The following is a 19,216-nucleotide window of genomic DNA, read 5'->3' as shown; positions in this document are numbered from 1 at the left end:
GGGGTGAGTCGGTTTTTCAGACGCGGATGACCTGGGGCCCGAGCAGTGAGTAGCGGTGGGCCTCGGACGTGGGGAGCAGGGTGCTCGTGACGATCGTCTCCAGCGCGCCGATCTCCGCGAACCGGCAGAAGCTGACCGCCCCGAACTTGGTGTGGACACCCGCGAACACCGTGCGGCGCGCGGCCCGGATCGCCTGTGCCTTGACCTCGCTGACCGCGGGGTCGGGGGTGGTGAGGCCGTGTTCGCGGGAGATGCCGTTGGCGCCGATGTAGGCGAGGTCGAGGACGAAGCCGGCGAGCATCTTCGTCGTCCAGTGGTCGACGGTGGCCAGGGTGCCGGAGCGGACCCGGCCCCCGAGCAGGAGGACCGAGACGCCGTCCGCCTCGGCGAGGGCGCCCGCGACCGGGAGGGACGCGGTGACCACGGTCAGGGGGCGGTCCCGGGGGAGGGCCTCGGCGATGAGCTGGGGGGTGAATCCCTCGTCGACGAAGACCGTCTCCGCGTCCCCGAGCAGTTCGGCCGCGGCGGTGGCGATGCGGCGTTTCTCCGGGACGTGGCTGGTGGCCCGGAAGGCGAGCGTCGTCTCGAAGCCGGCGCTCTCCACGGGGTAGGCGCCGCCGTGGGTGCGGCGGACCAGGCCGTGGTCCTCCAGGGCGCGGAGGTCCCGGCGGACGGTTTCCTTCGCCACGCCGAGCTGGGTGGCGAGTGTGTTGACGTCCACGGCGCCCGTGGTGCGGGCGGCGTGGACGATTTCCCGCTGGCGTTCCTCCGCGGTTCTGGTCATTCGGTCACCCGCCTTCCTGTCGTGCTGCCCGTTCGGGCCGTATGCAGGAAGTTGTACAGCGGGGACGGGGTGGTGACCAGGTCTGTTACGAAGGGGATGCTGACCGGATGTGCCCGTTCGGGCAGGGTGCGTCCACGCGCTCGGAGGTGGCTGCTGTGTGGCGGCCGCGGGTGCGTTGTGGCTGGTCGCGCAGTTCCCCGCGCCCCTGGACGTGGCGCTGTGCGCCACGGTCCACGGTGCCCGTCATGCCCGTATCGATCTGCGGGCCGGTCCGTTCTGTGACCGTCAGTACGGCCAGATCGGCGGGTCGCTCACGAAGTGGCCGCCCAGGTAGGCGTGGGCGATGTTCTCCGGGTCGAGGTCACCCTGCTCGGCGATGATCTTCTCGGCGTACTGCTCGGAGTCGTCCTGGGGGTCGTAGCCGATCGCCCGGGCGGTGCTGAGGTCCCACCACAGGCGGGTGTTGGCGGAGGAGCCGTAGACGACGGTGTGCTCGACGTTCTCGGCGGTCAGGGCCGCGTGGAAGAGGCGGGCGCCGTCGGCCGGGCTCATCCACACCGAGAGCATGCGGACGCTGCTGGGCTCGGGGAAGCAGGAGCCGATGCGTACCGACACGGTCTCCAGGGCGTGCTTGTCCCAGTAGAGCTGGGCGAGGTCCTCGCCGAAGGACTTGGACAGGCCGTAGAAGGTGTCCGGGCGGTGCGGGGTGTCGATCGGGATCAGCGGGGCGTCGCCCTGGGGGCGGGGGGTGAAGCCCACCGCGTGGTTGGAGGAGGCGAAGACGATCCTCGGTACGCCCTCCTCGCGGGCGGCCTCGTACAGGTTGTAGGTGCCCTCGATGTTCGCCCTGAGGACTTTCTCGAAGGATGCTTCCAGGGAGATGCCCGCGAGGTGGATGATCGCGTCGACGCCCCGGACGGCCTCGCGCACGGCGTCCTTGTCGGCGAGGTCCGCGACGATCGCGTCCGGTTCGCCCTCGATGGGGAGCAGGTCGAGGAGGCGCAGCTCGTAGCCGTACCCGGGAAGCAGGTCCCGCATCAGGGTGCCGAGCCCGCCGGCGGCGCCGGTGAGCAGAACGGTGCGGGGCGCTGGCATCCTCGGTTCTCCTTGAGTCGACGGCCGTAAGACTGCTCGACATTCACATGCGTGGACAAGTTAAGGATCATCGCCACTCCTCGTCAAGGGTGGTGCTACGCATGTTCAGAAATGTAAACTCTGATCAGAATCCCGCACGCCTCTGTTTATCGACCCCAGGGAGAGCCCGTGACGACTGCCGACCTCGCCACCCGACTCGGCATCCCCAGCGGGCCGCTGTTCTTCCCCGTCACCGCCTACGCGCCCGACGGCTCGGTCGACCTCGACGTCTACCGCGCGCATGTGCGCCGCGGGGTGGAGGCCGGGGCCGCCGCCGTCTTCGCCTGCTGCGGCACCGGGGAGTTCCACGCGCTGACGCCCGAGGAGTTCGAGGCGTGCGTGCGGGCGGCCGCGGAGGAGACGGCGGGACGGGTGCCCGTCGTCGCGGGCGCCGGGTACGGCACCGCGCTCGCCGTGCGGTACGCGAAGCTGGCCGAGGCGGCCGGCGCGGACGGACTGCTCGCCCTGCCGCCGTACCTCGTGATCGCCGGGCAGGAGGGACTGCTGCGGCACTACAAGGAGATCGCGGCGGCCACCGCGCTGCCCGTCGTCGTCTACCAGCGCGACAACGCCGTGTTCACACCGGAGACCGTCGTCGAACTGGCCCGCACCGAAGGGATCGTCGGCCTCAAGGACGGGCTCGGCGACCTCGACCTCGTCCAGCGGATCGTCAGCGCCGTGCGCACCGAGGTCCCCGGCGACTTCCTCTACTTCAACGGCCTGCCGACCGCCGAACAGACCCAGCTCGCCTACCGCGCGGTCGGCGTCCCGCTCTACTCCTCCGCCGTGTTCTGCTTCGCCCCCGAGATCGCCCTCGCCTTCCACGGGGCGCTGGAGTCGGGCGACTCGGCGACGGCCAACCGTCTCCTGGACGGCTTCTACCGCCCGTTCGTCGAGTTGCGCGCCCAGGGCCGCGGTTACGCCGTCGCCCTGGTCAAGGCCGGTGTCCGGCTGCGCGGACTCGACGTGGGGGAGGTGCGGCCGCCGCTGCACGAGCCGACCGAGGATCATGTGAAGCAGCTCGCTCAGATCATCGAGCGTGGATACGCGCTGCTGGAGGAGGACACCAAGTGAAGGCGTCGACATTCGTCTACCCCTGGGACGTCAACGGGGACCCGGAGGCCGCCGCGCGCATCGCCTCCCTCGGCGTGCGCCAGGTGACGCTCGCCTCCGCGTACCACTCCACGCGCGCGTTGACGCCCCGCCACCCCCGCCACCGCATCGTCACCGCCGAGCACGCGTCCGTGCTCTACCCCACCGACGACCGCTGGCGGGGACGGGAGCTGAGCCCGTACCCGGCCGGCGACTGGGCGCCCGGCGACGCGTTCGGCGAGGCGGCCGCCGCGCTGACGCGGGCCGGTCTGGAGGTGCACACCTGGGTGGTCCTCGCCCACAACTCCCGCCTGGGCGCGGAACGTCCGCAGACCTCGGTCGTCAACGCCTACGGGGATCGCTACCCGTGGGCCCCCTGTATCGCCCAGCCCGCCACGCGCGCGTACCTCGTCGACCTGGCCGCCGAGGCCGCCGTACGACCGGGCGCGCGCGGCACCGAACTGGAGTCCCTCGGCTGGTACGGCCTCCAGCATCTGCACGCCCACGACAAGACCGGCGGGGTCGGCCTCGGGGACGTCGGCATGTATCTGATGGCGCTCTGCTTCTGCGCGGTCTGCCGGGAGGGCTACGGCGCCCAGGGCCTGGACGCCGACGAACTGGCCGCCGCGGTACGGGACGCGCTGGAGCCGCTGTGGCAGGGGGCGCCGGATGACGGGGACTGGGCGGGGGTCGAGAAGCTCCTCGGTGCCTCGGTCGCGGCGGCCACGCGCGCGTGGCGCGACGAAACCGCCCGCACGCTCCAGGAGGCGGCGGTCGGCGCGGTGCGCGCGGCGGCTCCCGACGGTTTCCGGATCCTGCTGCATGCCGACCCGGTGACGTACCACGTCGGCGCGAACCCCGGCGTGGACCCCGCGCACATCCTCTCCGTCGCGGACGGCGTGGTCGTGCCGTGCGCGGGCGGACCGGGCCTGCTGACGCCGTTCGCCGAGCAGGGCCGGACGGACGTGGTGATCGCCGCCAACTTCGGCGTGGTCTCCGGGATGGGCGGCAGCCCCGGCACACTCGCTACGGACGCGGCACGCGCGCGGGAGCTGGGGGCCACGGAGATGCGGCTCTATCACGCGGGGTTGGCGTCTGACGGGGATCTGGAGCTGGTGCGCGCGGCGCTCGCCGGCCTCTGAGCCAGCCGCACCGCCGTCAGCAGCCACAACCCGCCCAGGACGACCAACAGCGGCTTCTGGTCGACCAGTTCGACCAGGACCGCTCCCGCGGCCAGCCCGAGGACGTTCGGCGCGAACACCAGCGTGTTGGCCGTGGTGACCGTGCGGCCCAGCAGCGCGTCCGGTGTCTCGCGCTGTACGGCGGTGAGCGCGGCGATCAGCACACAGGGCAGCCCCACCCCGCTCGCCGCGGCGCACGTGAGGGCCACCGGATCGGACGGCACGGCCCGCAGCCCCGTCGCCACGGCCGTCAGGGCGATGCCGTACGCCGCGAACCGGCGGGCGCCGAGGAGCCGCAGGGCGGGGCCCGAGAGCAGCCCGACCACCACGGAACCGGCGCCCTGGACGGCGTAGAGGACACCGGCGTACGCGGGGGAGTGCCCGAGGTCGTCGATGACGGCGTAGAGCATCGCACCGCTCAGACCGGCGAAGAGCATGGTGATGCCGCCGGCCAGGACGAGGGGGCGCAGAAGCGGGTGGGCCCGCAGATGGCGGACGGCCTCGGCGGCCGGGGTGCGCCGGGACGGCCCCGGCCCGCTCTCCCGGACGCGGAGGGCGGCGTACAGGATCGTGGCGACGACGAAGGTGCCGGCGTCGAGGAGGGCGACGGCAGGGCCGCCGTACGCGGCGCAGAGTCCGGCGCCCGCCAGGGGAGCCACGAGTTTCATGCCCTCCGTGATCGCCGTCCGCAGCCCGTTGAACTCGCCGAGCAGGGACGGGTCGACGGCGGCGGCGACCAGGGCGGACTCGGCCGCGTCTTGGACGACGCCTGCCGCGCCGTAGACGAAGAGGACCGCGTAGAGAAGCCAGAGGCCGTCGGCGGAGTCGACGGTGAAGAGGGTGGGCAGCAGGGCGGCCAGGAGCAGGTTCGCGCCGATCAGCAGGGGTTTGCGCCGCACACGGTCGGCGAGGGTGCCCAGGAGCGGGCCGAGCAGCGTCGGCGCCCACATGGCGAGCAGGCACAGCGCGGCGAGGCCGTCCGAGCCGGTGAGGTCCTTGACCCAGACGCCCGAGGCCAGCCAGAGCGCGGAGGTGCCGAAGCCGGAGACGACGACGGCGGTGAGGTAGAGGCCTGCGTCGCGGTCGCGCAGGACGGTCCGAAGAGGTGCCATGCCTGTTGATCGTGGGACTGAGGAGGGGGTGCGGGGATCGGGCAGATGCCCTAGAAGGAGAGGTGATTCGGGACGCGGCGATGAGTTCCGGGAGGCCTGCCGGTCTACCTCCTGAAGGGCACCCATCCCGGAGGAGCACGCATGACTGTCGACCTCGGCCCCCAGACCCGCACCCTGGCGCGCCTCGCCCAGGCCGTCCGGGACGACCAGCTGGCGGACCCGACCCCCTGTCCGGCCATGGCGGTCCACAATCTGCTGGGCCATCTGCTGGGCCTGGCCGTCGCCTTCCGTGACGCCGCCCGCAAGGACCTCGGCCCCACGACGAACACCGCCCCCACCGCCGCCGTACCGGACATCGGCCCCGGCTGGCGCGAGGAACTGCCGAAGGTCCTCGACGAGCTCGCCGACGCCTGGCGCGACCCGTCGGCCTGGACCGGTATGACCCGCGCGGGCGGCGTCGACCTGCCGGGCGAGGTCGCCGGAGCGGTCGCGATCGACGAACTGGTCATCCACGGCTGGGACCTGGCCCGCGCCACCGGCCTCCCGTACGACCCGGATCCCGCCGCGCTCCAGGTGTCGTACGACTTCCTGCTCGCGGCCGCCAAGGAGGACGACGGGGGCGGTGGCATCTTCGGTCCCGTCGTCCCCGTGCCGGACGGCGCCCCGCTGCTCGACCGGGCCGTCGGGCTGAGCGGGCGGGATCCCGGGTGGCGGCGGCCTTGATCGAGCGGCCCTGATCGAGCGGCCTTAATCAGAGGCGTGTGCGAGACACCCGGGCCTACGCTCCCCGCATGTCCCTCACCCTCACCGTCCTCGGCACCGCCTCCCCGCACCCCGGCCCGGACACCCCGTGCTCCGGCCATCTGGTGCGGGGAGGCGGTGCCGAGGTGTGGGTGGACGCCGGGACCGGGACCTTCGCCGAGTTGCAGCGGCACACGGACCCGACGCGGCTGAGCGCGATCTGGATCTCGCATCTGCACGCCGACCACTACGCCGACCTCACGGCTGCCCTCTACGGCTTCGCGTACGGCGGGCTCACCCTCCCCGCGCCGATCCCGGTGTACGCGCCGCGCGACTGCGCCGCACGCCTCGCCGGATTCTTCGGGCGGCCGGACACCGGGTTCCTGAGCGGCGTCTTCGACTTCCGGCCGCTGCACGACGGGCACACTGTCCGGCACGGCGATCTGACGCTCACCGCCCGCGAGGTCCTGCACGACGTCGAGGCCTACGGCCTGTGGGCCGAGAGCGGCGGACGGGCCCTGGCGTACTCCGGGGACACCGGGCCGTGCGACGGACTGCTGCATCTCGCCGGCGGGGCGGACCTGTTCCTCTGCGAGGCCGATGTCGACGCGCATTGCGAAGGCGAAGTCGATCCGGTGCATCTGACACCGGAGGAGGCCGGGGCCTTCGCCCGCGGGGCGGGAGACGTGGGGACGTTGCTGATCACCCACGTCGGGCCCACCCTCACCCCCGAGAACGCCACCGCGCGCGCCGCCTCCGTCTTCGGCGGTCCCACTGCCGCCGCCCGTGTCGGCGAGACGTACACCGTCTGAACTCTCTGCTCGGCAACCTCAACTTCCTCTGTCAGAAGCATTGACGAAACACGGGCCCCCTCCTACCTTCAACCCGTCGTACTTCGTACGTCATATATGAGACGCGATACGTGAGATCCGATACGCGAGATCCGAGAGGCGCGCATGACCTCTGTGCCCACGCCGATCCCCTCCCGCACGCAGTACGTGCTCGAGGAGATCAAACGCCGCATCCTCACCGGCCAGTTGACGCCGGGGCAGGCTCTGGTCGAGACCGACCTCGCCGCGCAGTTCGGGGTGTCCAAGACCCCGGTGCGCGAGGCGCTCAAGACCCTGGCCGGCACCGGGCTCGTCGTGATGAACCAGTACAAGGGCGTCACGGTGCGCATGGTGGACGCGGACATGGCGCGCGAGGTCTACGACGTCCGGCTGCTGCTCGAGCCCGAGGCCCTGAAGCGGGCGGTGAAGCGCGGCGCCTCCCTCGACGAGGCCCGTGACGCGCTGACCCGGGCCGACCAGGCCACCGACACCGCCGAACGCTCCCTCGCCAACCGGGAGTTCCACCGGTCCCTGTATCTGCCGTGCGGCAACCCGCTGCTCGGCCGGATGCTCGACGAGGTGCGTGACCAGGCGGCCCTCGTCTCCGCCGTCGCCTGGGCGGCCTCGCCCTCTTGGGAGCGGGAGGCCGGTGAGCACCGGGAGATCCTGCGGCTCGCGCTCGACGGTGACGCCGACGGCGCGGCCCGCGCCCTTCACGCGCACATCGCGTCGTTCGTGCAACGGGCCTTCCCGGACGCGGAGTCCGAGGCCCAGGGAGAGGACGGTCAGGCATGACAGCGACGTTCGAGACCCAGCGGGCGGCCCTGGCCGACGTGGTGGCGATCCCGGTGACACCGTTCGCCGAGGACGGCACCGTCGACCAGGACACCCACCGGGCCCTGCTGCGTCGTCTCCTCGACGGTGGGGTCACGACCCTCACCCCCAACGGGAACACTGGCGAGTTCTACGCCCTGACCCCCGAAGAGCGCCGGCTCGTCACCGAGCTGACGATCGAGGAGGCCGGCGACCGCGCCGTGATCCTCGTCGGCGTCGGCCATGACGTGCCCACCGCCGTCGCCTCCGCGGAGCACGCCCGTGCGCTGGGCGCGGCGATGGTGATGGTCCACCAGCCCGTCCATCCGTACGTCTCCCAGGGCGGCTGGGTCGACTACCACCGCGCCATCGCCGAGGCCGTGCCCGAGCTGGGCGTCGTGCCGTACATCCGCAACGCGCAGCTCACCGGTGCCCGCCTCGCCGAACTCGCCGACGCCTGCCCGAACGTCATCGGGGTGAAGTACGCCGTCCCGGACGCGGCGAGATTCGCCGCCTTCGCCCGGGACGCGGGACTGGAACGCTTTGTGTGGGTCGCCGGCCTCGCCGAGCCCTACGCCCCCTCGTACTTCTCCGCGGGCGCCACCGGCTTCACCTCCGGACTGGTGAACGTCGCCCCGGCCGTCTCGCTGAACATGATCGAAGCGCTGCGGTCCGGCGACTACCCGGCCGCCATGAAGGTCTGGGAGCAGATCCGCCGCTTCGAGGAGCTCCGCGCCGCCAACGGCTCCGCCAACAACGTCACCATCGTCAAGGAGGCCCTCGCCTCCCTGGGCCTGTGCCGCCGCGAGGTGCGTCCGCCGAGCCGGCCGCTGCCCGAGGACGAGCGGGCCGAGGTCGCCGGGATAGCCGCCGGGTGGTCGATATGACCGACAGAGAACGCAAACGCCCCGAGGAGCTCCGGAGCCACCAGTGGTACGGCACCGAGGGCCAGTTGCGCACCTGGTCGCACAACGCCCGGATGCGCCAGCTGGGTTACGAGGCGGAGGAGTACCGGGGCCGCCCGGTGATCGCCGTCCTCAACACCTGGTCCGACATCAACCCCTGCCATGTCCATCTGCGTGAGCGCGCCGAGGCGGTCAAGCGGGGCGTGTGGCAGGCCGGGGGCTTCCCGCTCGAGTTCCCGGTCGCCACGCTCTCGGAGACGTACCAGAAGCCGACCCCGATGCTCTACCGCAACCTCCTCGCGATGGAGACGGAGGAGCTGCTGCGGTCGTACCCGATCGACGCGGCGGTGCTGCTCGGCGGCTGCGACAAGTCGACGCCGGCGCTGCTCATGGGCGCCGCCTCGGCCGATGTGCCGTCGCTCTTCGTGCCCGCGGGGCCGATGCTGCCGGGGCACTGGCGCGGGGAGACCCTCGGGTCGGGCACCGACATGTGGAAGTACTGGGACGAGCATCGCGCGGGCAATCTGACGGACTGCGAACTCCGCGAGCTCCAGGGCGGGCTGGCGCGTTCACCCGGTCACTGCATGACCATGGGCACCGCGTCCACGATGACCGCGGCGGCGGAGGTCCTCGGCATGACACTGCCGGGCGCCTCCTCGATCCCGGCCGTCGAGTCCGGGCACGAGCGGATGGCCGCCGCCTCCGGGCGCCGTGCCGTGGAGCTCGCCTGGACCGCTCTCAAGCCGTCGGAGATCCTCACCCGGGAGGCCTTCGAGGACGCCGTCACCACGGTGCTCGGACTCGGCGGCTCCACCAACGCCGTGATCCATCTGATCGCGATGGCGGGCCGGTCCGGGATCAAGCTCGCCCTCGACGACTTCGACCGCATCGCCCGTACCGTCCCGGTGCTGGCGAACGTACGGCCCGGCGGACAGACGTACCTCATGGAGGACTTCCACTTCGCCGGCGGCCTGCCCGCCTTCCTCACGCGGATCACCGACCTGCTGCACCTGGACCGGCCGACCGTCAACGGCACGCTGGGGGAGCAGCTCGAAGGTGCCGTCGTGCACAACGACGACGTCATCCGCACCCGCGAGAACCCGGTCGCCGGCGAGGGCGGAGTCGCCGTCCTGCGCGGCAACCTCTGCCCGGACGGCGCGGTCATCAAGCACATCTCCGCCGAGCCGCACCTGCTCAAGCACACCGGTCCCGCGGTCGTCTTCGACGACTACAAGACCATGCAGCGGACCATCAACGACCCGTCGCTGAACATCACCGCCGACAGTGTGGTGGTGCTGCGCAACGCCGGGCCCAAGGGCGGACCGGGCATGCCCGAGTACGGCATGCTGCCCATCCCCGACCATCTGCTCAAGCAGGGGGTGCGGGACATGGTCCGGATCTCCGACGCCCGGATGAGCGGCACGAGTTACGGCGCGTGTGTACTGCACGTCGCGCCCGAGTCGTACATCGGCGGACCGCTCGCCCTCGTCCGCAGCGGTGACCGGATCACCCTGGACGTCGAGGCGCGCTCCCTCCATCTCCATGTGGACGACGAGGAGTTGGAGCGCCGCAGGGCGCAGTGGACACCGCCGCCCGTCCGTTACGAGCGAGGCTACGGCGCGCTCTACAACGAGCAGATCACGCAGGCCGACACCGGCTGCGACTTCGAGTTCCTGGCCCGTCCGGGCAAGGCGACCGACCCGCACGCCGGCTGAGCCGCAGCAGCACCACAGCGCACCCGCATGTCCAGAGAGAAAGCGCTTCCCGCAAGGCGTACCAAGACGTACCGAGATCGGAGAACAGTCATGGCCCAAGCCGCAGCCGTGGCGAAACCGCCAGCGCCACCCCGGCGGCGCCGTGCCTCCGCCACCCCACGCAAGCTCCCCTACCTGCTGATCGCACCGGCCGGCCTGCTCATGCTGGGCTTCATCGCCTACCCGGTCATCAGCGTCTTCTACTACAGCCTGCAGAACTACAACCCCACGAAGCCCTGGCGCAACGGATATGCGGGCTTCGACAACTTCGTCCACGCCTTCACCGAGGACCCCATCTTCTGGGACACACTGGTCTTCAGCGCCAAGTGGGTCTTCGTCGAGGTCGGCCTCCAACTGCTCTTCGGTCTCGCACTGGCGCTCATCGTCAACCAGAGCTTCGTGGGCCGGGCCATGGGACGCGCCATGGTCTTCTCCCCGTGGGCCGTCTCCGGTGTGCTGACCTCCGCGATCTGGGTCCTGCTCTACAACTCCCAGACGGGCATCACCCGTTACCTCGCGGACATGGGCATCGGCTCCTACGGCACCAGCTGGCTGTCGGACACCTCCACCGTGTTCCCGGCGGCGATCGTCGCCGACCTGTGGCGAGGGGTCCCCTTCTTCGCGATCCTCATCCTCGCCGACCTCCAGTCCGTCTCCAAGGACCTCTACGAAGCCGCCGAGGTCGACGGAGCCAGCCGGTTCAAGCAGTTCCTGCACATCACGCTGCCGCACCTGAAGGACGCGATCATCCTGTCCACGCTGTTGCGGGCGGTCTGGGAGTTCAACAACGTCGACCTGCTCTACACCCTCACCGGCGGCGGACCCGCGGGCGAGACGACGACCCTCCCGCTATACATCGCCAACACCAGCGTCGACGCCCACAACTTCGGCTACGCATCGGCCCTGACCACGGTGGCGTTCGTGATTCTGCTCTTCTGCTCGATGGTCTATCTGCGCCTGAGCAAGTTCGGAGGCGACGACAAGTGATCACCAAGGAAGCCGCCCCGGTCGCCCCGGCCCCGCAGGCCGCGGATCCCGCACCGCCGCGCCCGAAGAAGCGCCAGCGTGCCTGGGACGAGGTCCCCCGCTGGCACATCTACCTGCCGCTGTCGATCTACCTGCTCTTCACCCTGATCCCGTTCTACTGGATCCTGCTCTTCGCGCTCCGCCCGTCCGGCTCGACCTCGCTCGTACCGTGGCCGATGACCTTCGACCACTTCGAGAAGGTCTGGACGGAACGGTCGTTCGGCACCTACTTCGAGAACAGCGTCCTCGTCGGCGTCGCCACCCTGGTGATGACGACCCTCGTGGCGCTGGCCGGCGGTTACGCCCTCGCCCGGTTCAACTTCAAGGTCAAGCGGGCCTTCATGCTCGGCCTGCTGTGCTCCCAGTTCGTGCCGGGCGCGCTGCTCCTGGTGCCGCTGTTCGAGATCTTCGCCGAACTGCAGATGATCAACTCGCTGACCAGCGTCATCATCGCCGAGACGGTCTTCCAGCTGCCGCTGTCGATCATCCTGATCAGCAACTTCATCAAGAACGTGCCGTACTCCCTGGAGGAGGCGGCCTGGGTCGACGGCTGCAACCGCTTCACCGCGTTCCGGATCGTCGTCCTGCCCCTGCTGCGGCCCGGTCTGATCGCGGTGGGTTCCTTCGCCTTCGTGCACTCCTGGAACCACTTCCTGTTCGCCCTGATGTTCCTCAACAACCAGGACAAGCAGACGATCCCGGTCGGCCTCAACACCCTGATGGGCGCGGACAGCGTCGACCTCGGCGCGTTGGCCGCCGGCGGCATCATCGCGGCGGTGCCGGTGGTGATCGTGTTCGCCTTCATCCAGAAGTGGCTGATCACCGGGTTCAGCGCGGGGGCGGTGAAGGGATGAGCCACCGTCAGAGCGTGGAGGGGGGAGCGCGGCCGGATTCCCTCCGGGCCGGGGAGGGAGGCGCTGGGCCGGATCTCTTTCGGTGCGCCGACCGGGACGGCCGGGCCCGGACGAGGACGGCATCCGCCACCAGCGTGAAGGCAAGGGAGGTGCGAGCATGAGGCTTCGTCACATCGCCGCCTCCGCCGGCGTGTTGGGGCTCCTCTGCGTCCCCGCCCACGCCGAGGCCCGTGACATCGGCCGCGACACGCTGCCGGCGAACGACGGCTGGGCGGCCGAGGGAGCGGGCACCACCGGTGGCGCCGCCGCCGACGACGCCCATGTCTTCACGGTCACCGACCGCGCCGGGCTCGCGGCGGCCCTCGACGGCGGCAGCGCCACCCCGAAGATCATCAAGGTCGCCGGGACGATCGACGCCAACACCGACGACGACGGCGACCACCTGGACTGCGCGGACTACGCCACCGGCGGGTACACCCTGAAGAAGTACCTCGCCGCCTACGACCCCCGCACCTGGGGCCCGGCCAAGCCCGGCGGAGCACAGGAGGAGGCCCGCCAGGCCTCCGCGGCCCGGCAGGCCGAGCGGGTCACGCTGACCGTCGGCTCCAACACCACGATCGTCGGGCTCGAGGGCGCGGTCCTCAAGGGCGCCAACCTCCAGGTCAGGAACGCCTCCAACGTCATCATCCGCAACCTCGACCTGCGCGACGCCTACGACTGCTTCCCCGTCTGGCAGCCCAACACCGGCGGCCTCGGCGACTGGAAGACCGCGTACGACAACATCTGGCTGACCGGCTCCCACCACGTCTGGGTCGACCACGTCACCCTCAGCGACAAGGGCCACCCGGACGAGAAGGAACCCACCCACTTCGGCCGCAACTACCTGCGCCACGACGGCCTGCTGGACATCACCAACGGCTCCGACCTGGTCACCGTCTCCTGGAGCCGGCTCGTGGGCCACGACAAGGCGATGCTCATCGGCAACGGCGACGCGGTGACGGGGGACCGCGGCAAGCTCCGCGTCACCCTGCACCACAACCAGTTCGAGTCGATCGTCCAGCGCGCCCCGCGCGTCCGCTTCGGCCAGGTGCACCTCTACAACAACCGCTACGTCGTCCCCGAGGACGTCCACGACTACCGCTACTCGATCGGCGTCTCCACCGAGTCCGCCATCCACGCCCGGAACAACGCCTTCACCACCCCGGGCCATGTAGAGGTCGCCGACCTGATCAAGAGCTGGAACGGCACCGCCCTGCACGACGAGGGCACCCTCTTCAACGGCTTCCCGGTCGACCTGCTGCCGATCCACAACGCCTACAACTCCGGCAGCGAGCGCGACCTCACGGCCGACGTCGGCTGGACGCCTACCCTGCACACAAAGATCGACAGCGCCGAGGCTGCCGACCGGAAGGTGGCACGCGGCGCGGGCGCAGGGAGGATCCCATGAGCACCGTAGACATCGTCCTGGCGGGAGCGCGCGGCCACGGCCGCTGGCACCTGGAGAACATCCGCCGGCTCCAGGACAAGGGGATCGTCCGCCTGGCGGGCATCTGCGAGCTGACCCCGCTGACCGCTGGCGAGCTCCCCGAGGGCCTCGGCACGCCCGAGCAGTCCGCCGACTTCGGTGCCCTCCTGGACTCCACGGGCGCCCGGATCGCGGTGATCTGCACGCCGATCCCGACCCACACCGACCTGGCGCTCGAAGCGGCTCGCCGGGGTGTGCACATCCTGCTGGAGAAGCCTCCGGCCCCGTCGTACGCCGAGTTCCGGCGCATGGCCGACGGGGTCGCCGCGGCCGGGGTCGTCTGCCAGATCGGCTTCCAGTCGCTGGGCTCGCACGCGGTGCCCGCGATCCGGCAGCTGATCGCCGACGGGGCCGTCGGTGACCTGGTCGGCGTCGGTGGCGCCGGTGCCTGGGCACGCCCGGAGTCCTACTACACGCGGGCCCCCTGGGCGGGCAGGCGGCGCCTGAACGGCGTCGACGTGATCGACGGCGCGTTGACCAACCCGCTCGCGCACGCGGTCGCCACCGGTCTCGCCCTGAACGGTTCCACGCGCGCCGAGGACGTCACCCGCATCGAGACCGAGCTGCTGCACGCCAACGACATCGAGTCCGACGACACCTCCTGTGTCCGGATCTCCACGGCACAGGGCCGCCCGGTCACCGTCGCCGCGACCCTGTGCGCCGAGGACCCGGACGACCCGTACGTCCTCGTGCACGGCACACGCGGCCGGATCACCTTCTGGTACAAGCAGGACCGCGTCCTGCTCCAGCGCGCGGACCACGGCCCGGAGGAGTACGACCACGGTCGCACCGACCTGCTGGAGAACCTCGTCGACCACCTCACCGACGGCACCGACCTGCTGGTCCCGCCGGAAGCGACCGGCGCCTTCATGAAGGTCGTCGAGGCGATCCGGACGGCCCCCGACCCGGCCCCGCTGCCCGCGAGCGCCTGGCACCTGGTCCCCGGCGAGGACCGCAGGGTCGTCCCCGGCGTCGACGGGCTCGTCGCGGCCTCCGCGGACACTCTCGCCCTCTACTCCGAGCTCGGCGCGCCCTGGGTCGTGGATGCCCTACCGAAAGAGGTGAGTACCTGATGACGACCCCCGACTCCCCGGTCCTGCGCGTCGCGGGCCGCCCGGTCGGCCGCTATGTCACCCGGCCCGAGCTGCCCGCGCGGCTCTCCCCGCGCCCCTATCTGCACCCCGTCACCACCCTGGCCGGCACGGCAGTCACCGAACTGAGCCCCGCCGACCACCTCCATCACCTCGGCGTCGGTGTCGCCGTTCCCGACGTCGAGGGGTTCAACTTCTGGGGCGGACGCACCTACGTCCGCGGCCAGGGCCCCACCGAGCTCGACAACCACGGCGCCCAGCGCCACAGCTCCTTCCAGCTCCGCGACCCGGACGGCTTCGTGGAGGAACTGCGCTGGATCGCCGCGGGAGCGGAGCTGCTGCGCGAGCGCCGTACGGTCGCGGCCACCGAACTCACCGACACCGCCTGGGCGTTGGACTTCACGTTCTCGCTCACCAATGTCACGTCCGACCCGCTGTCCATCGGCAGCCCGGCCACCAACGGCCGCCCGGGCGCCGCGTACGGAGGCTTCTTCTGGCGGGCCCGCAAGGAGGACCGGGCGCCGGACGTGTTCACCCCGAGCGCCGACGGCGAGTCCGAGGTGCACGCCCACCGCGCCGACTGGCTCGCCCTCGCCGGCTCCGCCTGGACGCTGGTCTTCGCCGGGGCCACCGAGCAGACCCGCCGGGACCCGTGGTTCGTGCGCACCGGCGAATACCCCGGCGTGGGCTCGTCGTTGGCGCACACCGAGCGGGTACCGGTCGCCGCGGGCGACACCCTCGTCCGCCGGGTCGTCACGGTCGTCGCCGACGGCCGCCTCGACCGCGCCGGGGCCGCCGCCCTGATCCGCAAGGCGGTGAGCCTGTGACCGCCGAGACGTACACCAACCCGGTGCTCGACGCCGACTGGTCCGACCCGGACGTCCTGCGCGTCGGCGACGACTTCTACCTCACCGCCTCCAGCTTCGGCCGCGCCCCCGGCCTGCCGCTGCTGCACTCCCGCGACCTCGTCAACTGGACCCTGGTCGGCCACGCGCTGCCACGGCTGGAGCCCGCGGCCGAGTTCAAGGCACCCCGGCACGACCGCGGTGTCTGGGCCCCGTCGTTGCGCCACCACGACGATCGGTTCTGGATCTTCTGGGGCGACCCCGACCAGGGCATCTTCCAGATCAACGCCCCCGAGATCAGGGGGCCTTGGACCCACCCGCACCTCCTCAAGGCGGGCAAGGGCCTGATCGACGCCTGCCCCCTGTGGGACGACGAGACCGGCGAGGCCTACCTGGTGCACGCCTGGGCCAAGTCCCGCTCCGGCGTCAAGAACCGGCTCACCGGCCACCGGATGCACCCCGACGGCACCGAACTCCTCGACGACGGCAAGGTGATCGTCGACGGCGACCGGATACCGGGCTGGTTCACCCTGGAGGGCCCCAAGCTCTATCAGCACGACGGCTGGTTCTGGATCCTGGCCCCCGCCGGGGGAGTCGAGACCGGCTGGCAGGGCGCCTTCCGCTCACGCGAGTTCTTCGGGCCGTACGAGGAGCAGGTCGTCCTGGAGCAGAAGGACACCGACGTCAACGGCCCCCACCAGGGCGGCTGGGTGCGCACCCCGTCCGGCGAGGACTGGTTCCTGCACTTCCAGCAGAAGGGCGCCTACGGCAGGGTCGTCCACCTCCAGCCGATGCGCTGGGGCGATGGGGGAGGCTGGCCGGTGCTCGGGGACGACGGAGCCCCCGTCGCCGTACACACCAGGCCCGACCTGCCGCCGCAGCCGCCCGCCGCGCCCGCCACCGACGACGACTTCCCCGGCGGACGCTTCGGCCGCCAGTGGAGCTGGACCGCCAACCCGCGGGACGGCTGGGCCACCCACCACTCCGGTGACGGGCTCCGCCTGACCTGCGTCCGCTCGGCCGACGCGCACGACCTGCGCAGACTGCCGAACGTCCTCACCCAGCGGCTGCCCGGCAAGCCCTCCGCCGTCGAGGTGGAGCTGCGCCTGGACAGCGAGGAGCCGGGGGCACGGGCCGGGCTCGCGGTCCTCGGGGACGCGTTCGGCTGGATCGGGCTCCAGCGGGACGAGGACGGAACTGTTCAGGTGGTGCACCGGTTCGCCGAGGCGGTCGCCGAGCGGGAACGCGACGCCGCCCACCCCGTGATCGCCCCCGAGGGACGGGTGCGGCTGCGGATCGAGATCGGCGCGGGGGCGCGGTGCCGCTTCTTCCACGACATCGGCGACGGTCCGCGTCCTTCCGGTCCCGTCTTCGCGGCCACGCCGTGGCGCTGGGTCGGCGCTCTGCTCGGTCTCGTCGCCCTCGCGCCCACCGGACACGGTCATGCCGGCGCGGCAACCTTCACGAAGTTCAGGATCGACCAGCTGTAGCACACCTCTCCTTGTACGCCTGTTGGGAGCCGCAATGACGCACCTCCATAGCAAGCGCTTGTCGGGACTCGGTCCCGGCAGAGTCCTGGCCACCGTCGTGGGCCTGCTGGCCGCCCTCGTACTCGGGGCGAGCGGGGAAGCCGACGCCTCGGCAGGGTCCTCGCCGGTGGCCGCCCCCCGCTGGACCGACCAGCCGCACGGCTTCGCCTCCCTCGCCGGCGGCACCACCGGCGGGGCGGGCGGCAAGGTCGTCACCGTCACCGACCAGGCCTCGCTCACCCGGTACGCGGCGGCCGAAGAGCCGTATGTCATCCGGGTGTCGGGGGCGATAGCCGTCGAGCCGTTCGGCTCGGACATCGTCGTGGCCTCGGACAAGACGATCATCGGCGTCGGCGACACCGGCGAGATCGTCCACGGTGAGCTGCACCTCAACCCCGGCACCAGCAACGTCATCATCCGCAACCTGACGATCCGGGACTCCTACGTCGAGGGCGACTGGGACGGCAAGACCACCGACTTCGACGCGATCCAGATGGACACCGTCGACCACGTCTGGATCGACCACAACCGCTTCACGCACATGGGCGACGGGCTGCTCGACATCCGCAAGGACAGCCGGTACATCACCGTCTCCTACAACCGGTTCACGCACCACAACAAGGCGTTGGGGATCGGCTGGACGACGAATGTCCTGACCGAGATCACGATCGACCACAACTGGTTCACGGGCACGAAGCAGCGCAATCCTTCCGCGGACAACTGTGCCTACGCCCATCTCTACAACAACTACCTCTCGGCCCAGGTCGCCGACGGGGACCCGACGTGGACGTACGGGAACTGGTCGCGCGGCAGGACCAGGATGGTCATCGAGAACAGCTACTACGACGGCGTCCAGCACCCCTACCAGGCCGATGCCACGGCCGAGTTGGTGCAGCGCGGGTCGATCCTGAGGAACACCGCCGGGCGTACCGACGCGTGGGGTGCCGCCTTCGATCCGCGGGAGTTCTACGACTACCGGCTGGACCCGGCCGCCGCCGTTCCCGCGCTGGTGAAGCGGTTCTCCGGGCCGCAGCAGCGGATCGGTGCGACCCTGCACGTCCCGGCCGACTACCCGACCGTGCAGGCCGCCGTGGACGCCGTGCCGGACGGTAACACCGTGCCCGTGACGATCGCCGTCGCGCCGGGGACGTACCGCGCCAAGGTCTTCATCCCCGCGACCAAGCCGAACATCGTGCTGCAGGGGACTGGACAAGATCGGTCCGACACCGTCATCGTCTACGACACGCCCGCCGCGTACGGCGGTTCGACCGGCAGCGCCACCGTGCGCATCGCCGCGAACGACGTCACGGCGCGCAACCTCACCTTCAGCAACGACTTCGACGAGGCCGCGGTCGAGTTGAACGGCGAGCAGGCGCTGGCGATGAAGACGACCGGCGACCGGATCGTCTTCGAGGACACCGCCTTCCTGGGCAACCAGGACACCCTGATGACCGACAGCCCCAAGCTGACCACCGTCAGCCGGGTCTATGTCCGCGACTCGTACATCGAGGGCGACGTCGACTTCGTCTACGGACGGGCGACGACGGTGATCGAGCGGTCGGTCATCAAGGCGCTGAGCCGGGGCTCGGCGACCAACAACGGCTACATCACGGCGGCTTCGACCTGGACCGGGAACCCCTACGGCTTCCTGATCACCGACTCCAGGATCGTGAGCGACGCGCCGGCCGGGAGCTTCCACCTCGGCAGGCCCTGGCATCCGGGAGGGGAACCGGAGGCCGTCGCCCAGGTCCTGATCCGCGACACGAAGCTGCCGGCCGCGATCAAGGCCTCCCCGTGGACCGACATGAGCGGCTTCTCGTGGAGGGACGCCCGCTTCACCGAGTACCGCAACTACGGGCCCGGCGCCGAAGTCACCGCGGACCGGCCGCAGATGAGCGACGCGGACGCCCGCGCCCACACCGTCGCCGACTACCTCCGCGGCAGCGACGACTGGGCGCCCCACGCCCGCCACTGACCCCCACAACTTCATATCTGCACAC

At 71.0% G+C, this 19,216-nt stretch carries 17 protein-coding genes; 14 read left to right on the top strand and 3 right to left on the bottom strand.

All coding sequences use genetic code 11. The features are described 5' to 3' along the window. Positions 1-16 precede the first annotated feature (16 nt). On the bottom strand, positions 17-784 hold the full coding sequence (locus ACIOHP_RS16055; RefSeq protein WP_361553966.1) for a DeoR/GlpR family DNA-binding transcription regulator: 768 nt from the start codon (positions 782-784) through the stop codon (positions 17-19). Positions 785-1,069: 285 nt separating this feature from the next. After that, on the bottom strand, positions 1,070-1,879 hold the full coding sequence (locus tag ACIOHP_RS16050; protein ID WP_361553964.1) for an NAD(P)-dependent oxidoreductase: 810 nt from the start codon (positions 1,877-1,879) through the stop codon (positions 1,070-1,072). A 168-nt stretch (positions 1,880-2,047) separates the two neighbouring features. Between ACIOHP_RS16050 and ACIOHP_RS16045 the strand changes: the two genes are divergently transcribed. Then, positions 2,048-2,992: a 5-dehydro-4-deoxyglucarate dehydratase gene (locus ACIOHP_RS16045; RefSeq protein ID WP_361553962.1), complete on the top strand. Its 945-nt coding sequence runs from the start codon at positions 2,048-2,050 to the stop codon at positions 2,990-2,992. Next, positions 2,989-4,152, top strand: a complete 1,164-nt coding sequence (locus ACIOHP_RS16040) for a hypothetical protein (RefSeq protein ID WP_401887848.1) — start codon at positions 2,989-2,991, stop codon at positions 4,150-4,152. Before ACIOHP_RS16045 ends, ACIOHP_RS16040 begins: the two co-directional genes overlap by 4 nt. On the opposite strand, the gene ACIOHP_RS16035 is transcribed toward ACIOHP_RS16040, so the two are convergent. After that, positions 4,089-5,303, bottom strand: a complete 1,215-nt coding sequence (locus tag ACIOHP_RS16035) for an MFS transporter (RefSeq protein ID WP_401887845.1) — start codon at positions 5,301-5,303, stop codon at positions 4,089-4,091. The two genes, ACIOHP_RS16040 and ACIOHP_RS16035, sit on opposite strands and share 64 nt — an antisense overlap. 141 nt (positions 5,304-5,444) lie before the next feature. Between ACIOHP_RS16035 and ACIOHP_RS16030 the strand changes: the two genes are divergently transcribed. The 12 genes from ACIOHP_RS16030 (at position 5,445) to ACIOHP_RS15975 (ending at position 19,191) form a co-directional block, all read left to right on the top strand. Then, positions 5,445-6,026, top strand: coding sequence for a TIGR03086 family metal-binding protein (locus ACIOHP_RS16030; protein WP_401887842.1), 582 nt, complete (start codon positions 5,445-5,447; stop codon positions 6,024-6,026). Between the two features lie 68 nt (positions 6,027-6,094). Next, positions 6,095-6,856: an MBL fold metallo-hydrolase gene (locus ACIOHP_RS16025; RefSeq protein WP_401887840.1), complete on the top strand. Its 762-nt coding sequence runs from the start codon at positions 6,095-6,097 to the stop codon at positions 6,854-6,856. Positions 6,857-7,000: 144 nt separating this feature from the next. After that, positions 7,001-7,669 carry a GntR family transcriptional regulator gene (locus tag ACIOHP_RS16020; protein WP_361487902.1) on the top strand — a complete coding sequence of 223 codons (669 nt, stop codon included), beginning with the start codon at positions 7,001-7,003 and terminating at the stop codon, positions 7,667-7,669. Then, entirely contained in the window at positions 7,666-8,574 is a 909-nt protein-coding gene (locus ACIOHP_RS16015) for a dihydrodipicolinate synthase family protein (protein ID WP_361553950.1), read from the top strand. Before ACIOHP_RS16020 ends, ACIOHP_RS16015 begins: the two co-directional genes overlap by 4 nt. Further along, positions 8,571-10,307: an L-arabinonate dehydratase gene (gene araD / locus ACIOHP_RS16010; RefSeq protein WP_401887836.1), complete on the top strand. Its 1,737-nt coding sequence runs from the start codon at positions 8,571-8,573 to the stop codon at positions 10,305-10,307. The genes ACIOHP_RS16015 and araD overlap by 4 nt, the downstream gene beginning before the upstream one ends. A 90-nt stretch (positions 10,308-10,397) precedes the next feature. Continuing rightward, complete coding sequence (locus tag ACIOHP_RS16005; protein ID WP_351687685.1) at positions 10,398-11,333, top strand: sugar ABC transporter permease; 936 nt, start codon at positions 10,398-10,400, stop codon at positions 11,331-11,333. Further along, on the top strand, positions 11,330-12,226 hold the full coding sequence (locus ACIOHP_RS16000; RefSeq protein WP_401887833.1) for a carbohydrate ABC transporter permease: 897 nt from the start codon (positions 11,330-11,332) through the stop codon (positions 12,224-12,226). Before ACIOHP_RS16005 ends, ACIOHP_RS16000 begins: the two co-directional genes overlap by 4 nt. A 157-nt stretch (positions 12,227-12,383) precedes the next feature. Then, entirely contained in the window at positions 12,384-13,673 is a 1,290-nt protein-coding gene (locus ACIOHP_RS15995; protein WP_401887831.1) for a polysaccharide lyase family 1 protein, read from the top strand. After that, positions 13,670-14,824, top strand: coding sequence for a Gfo/Idh/MocA family protein (locus tag ACIOHP_RS15990; protein ID WP_401887828.1), 1,155 nt, complete (start codon positions 13,670-13,672; stop codon positions 14,822-14,824). Before ACIOHP_RS15995 ends, ACIOHP_RS15990 begins: the two co-directional genes overlap by 4 nt. Then, complete coding sequence (locus ACIOHP_RS15985; RefSeq protein ID WP_401887825.1) at positions 14,824-15,669, top strand: PmoA family protein; 846 nt, start codon at positions 14,824-14,826, stop codon at positions 15,667-15,669. The genes ACIOHP_RS15990 and ACIOHP_RS15985 overlap by 1 nt, the downstream gene beginning before the upstream one ends. Then, entirely contained in the window at positions 15,666-17,177 is a 1,512-nt protein-coding gene (locus ACIOHP_RS15980; protein ID WP_401887823.1) for a family 43 glycosylhydrolase, read from the top strand. The genes ACIOHP_RS15985 and ACIOHP_RS15980 overlap by 4 nt, the downstream gene beginning before the upstream one ends. A gap of 34 nt (positions 17,178-17,211) precedes the next feature. Then, complete coding sequence (locus ACIOHP_RS15975; RefSeq protein WP_401887820.1) at positions 17,212-19,191, top strand: pectinesterase family protein; 1,980 nt, start codon at positions 17,212-17,214, stop codon at positions 19,189-19,191. Positions 19,192-19,216: the final 25 nt, after the last annotated feature.

The sequence above is a fragment of the Streptomyces sp. NPDC087859 genome, from assembly GCF_044742595.1.
In the GTDB taxonomy this organism is placed as follows: Bacteria; Actinomycetota; Actinomycetes; order Streptomycetales; family Streptomycetaceae; genus Streptomyces; species Streptomyces canus_F.
Note: the sequence above shows the minus strand (reverse complement) of the source record. Positions and strands in the feature narration are given on the sequence as shown.

Excerpts from the sequence above, each read along its gene's own strand:
- ACIOHP_RS16055 (WP_361553966.1), bottom strand. The coding sequence starts at position 784 with ATGACCAGAACCGCGGAGGAACGCCAGCGGGAAATCGTCCACGCCGCC.
- ACIOHP_RS16050 (WP_361553964.1), bottom strand. The coding sequence starts at position 1,879 with ATGCCAGCGCCCCGCACCGTTCTGCTCACCGGCGCCGCCGGCGGGCTC.
- ACIOHP_RS16035 (WP_401887845.1), bottom strand. The coding sequence starts at position 5,303 with ATGGCACCTCTTCGGACCGTCCTGCGCGACCGCGACGCAGGCCTCTAC.
- ACIOHP_RS16030 (WP_401887842.1), top strand. The coding sequence starts at position 5,445 with ATGACTGTCGACCTCGGCCCCCAGACCCGCACCCTGGCGCGCCTCGCC.
- ACIOHP_RS16025 (WP_401887840.1), top strand. The coding sequence starts at position 6,095 with ATGTCCCTCACCCTCACCGTCCTCGGCACCGCCTCCCCGCACCCCGGC.
- ACIOHP_RS16020 (WP_361487902.1), top strand. The coding sequence starts at position 7,001 with ATGACCTCTGTGCCCACGCCGATCCCCTCCCGCACGCAGTACGTGCTC.
- ACIOHP_RS16015 (WP_361553950.1), top strand. The coding sequence starts at position 7,666 with ATGACAGCGACGTTCGAGACCCAGCGGGCGGCCCTGGCCGACGTGGTG.
- araD (WP_401887836.1), top strand. The coding sequence starts at position 8,571 with ATGACCGACAGAGAACGCAAACGCCCCGAGGAGCTCCGGAGCCACCAG.
- ACIOHP_RS16005 (WP_351687685.1), top strand. The coding sequence starts at position 10,398 with ATGGCCCAAGCCGCAGCCGTGGCGAAACCGCCAGCGCCACCCCGGCGG.
- ACIOHP_RS15995 (WP_401887831.1), top strand. The coding sequence starts at position 12,384 with ATGAGGCTTCGTCACATCGCCGCCTCCGCCGGCGTGTTGGGGCTCCTC.
- ACIOHP_RS15990 (WP_401887828.1), top strand. The coding sequence starts at position 13,670 with ATGAGCACCGTAGACATCGTCCTGGCGGGAGCGCGCGGCCACGGCCGC.
- ACIOHP_RS15985 (WP_401887825.1), top strand. The coding sequence starts at position 14,824 with ATGACGACCCCCGACTCCCCGGTCCTGCGCGTCGCGGGCCGCCCGGTC.
- ACIOHP_RS15975 (WP_401887820.1), top strand. The coding sequence starts at position 17,212 with ATGACGCACCTCCATAGCAAGCGCTTGTCGGGACTCGGTCCCGGCAGA.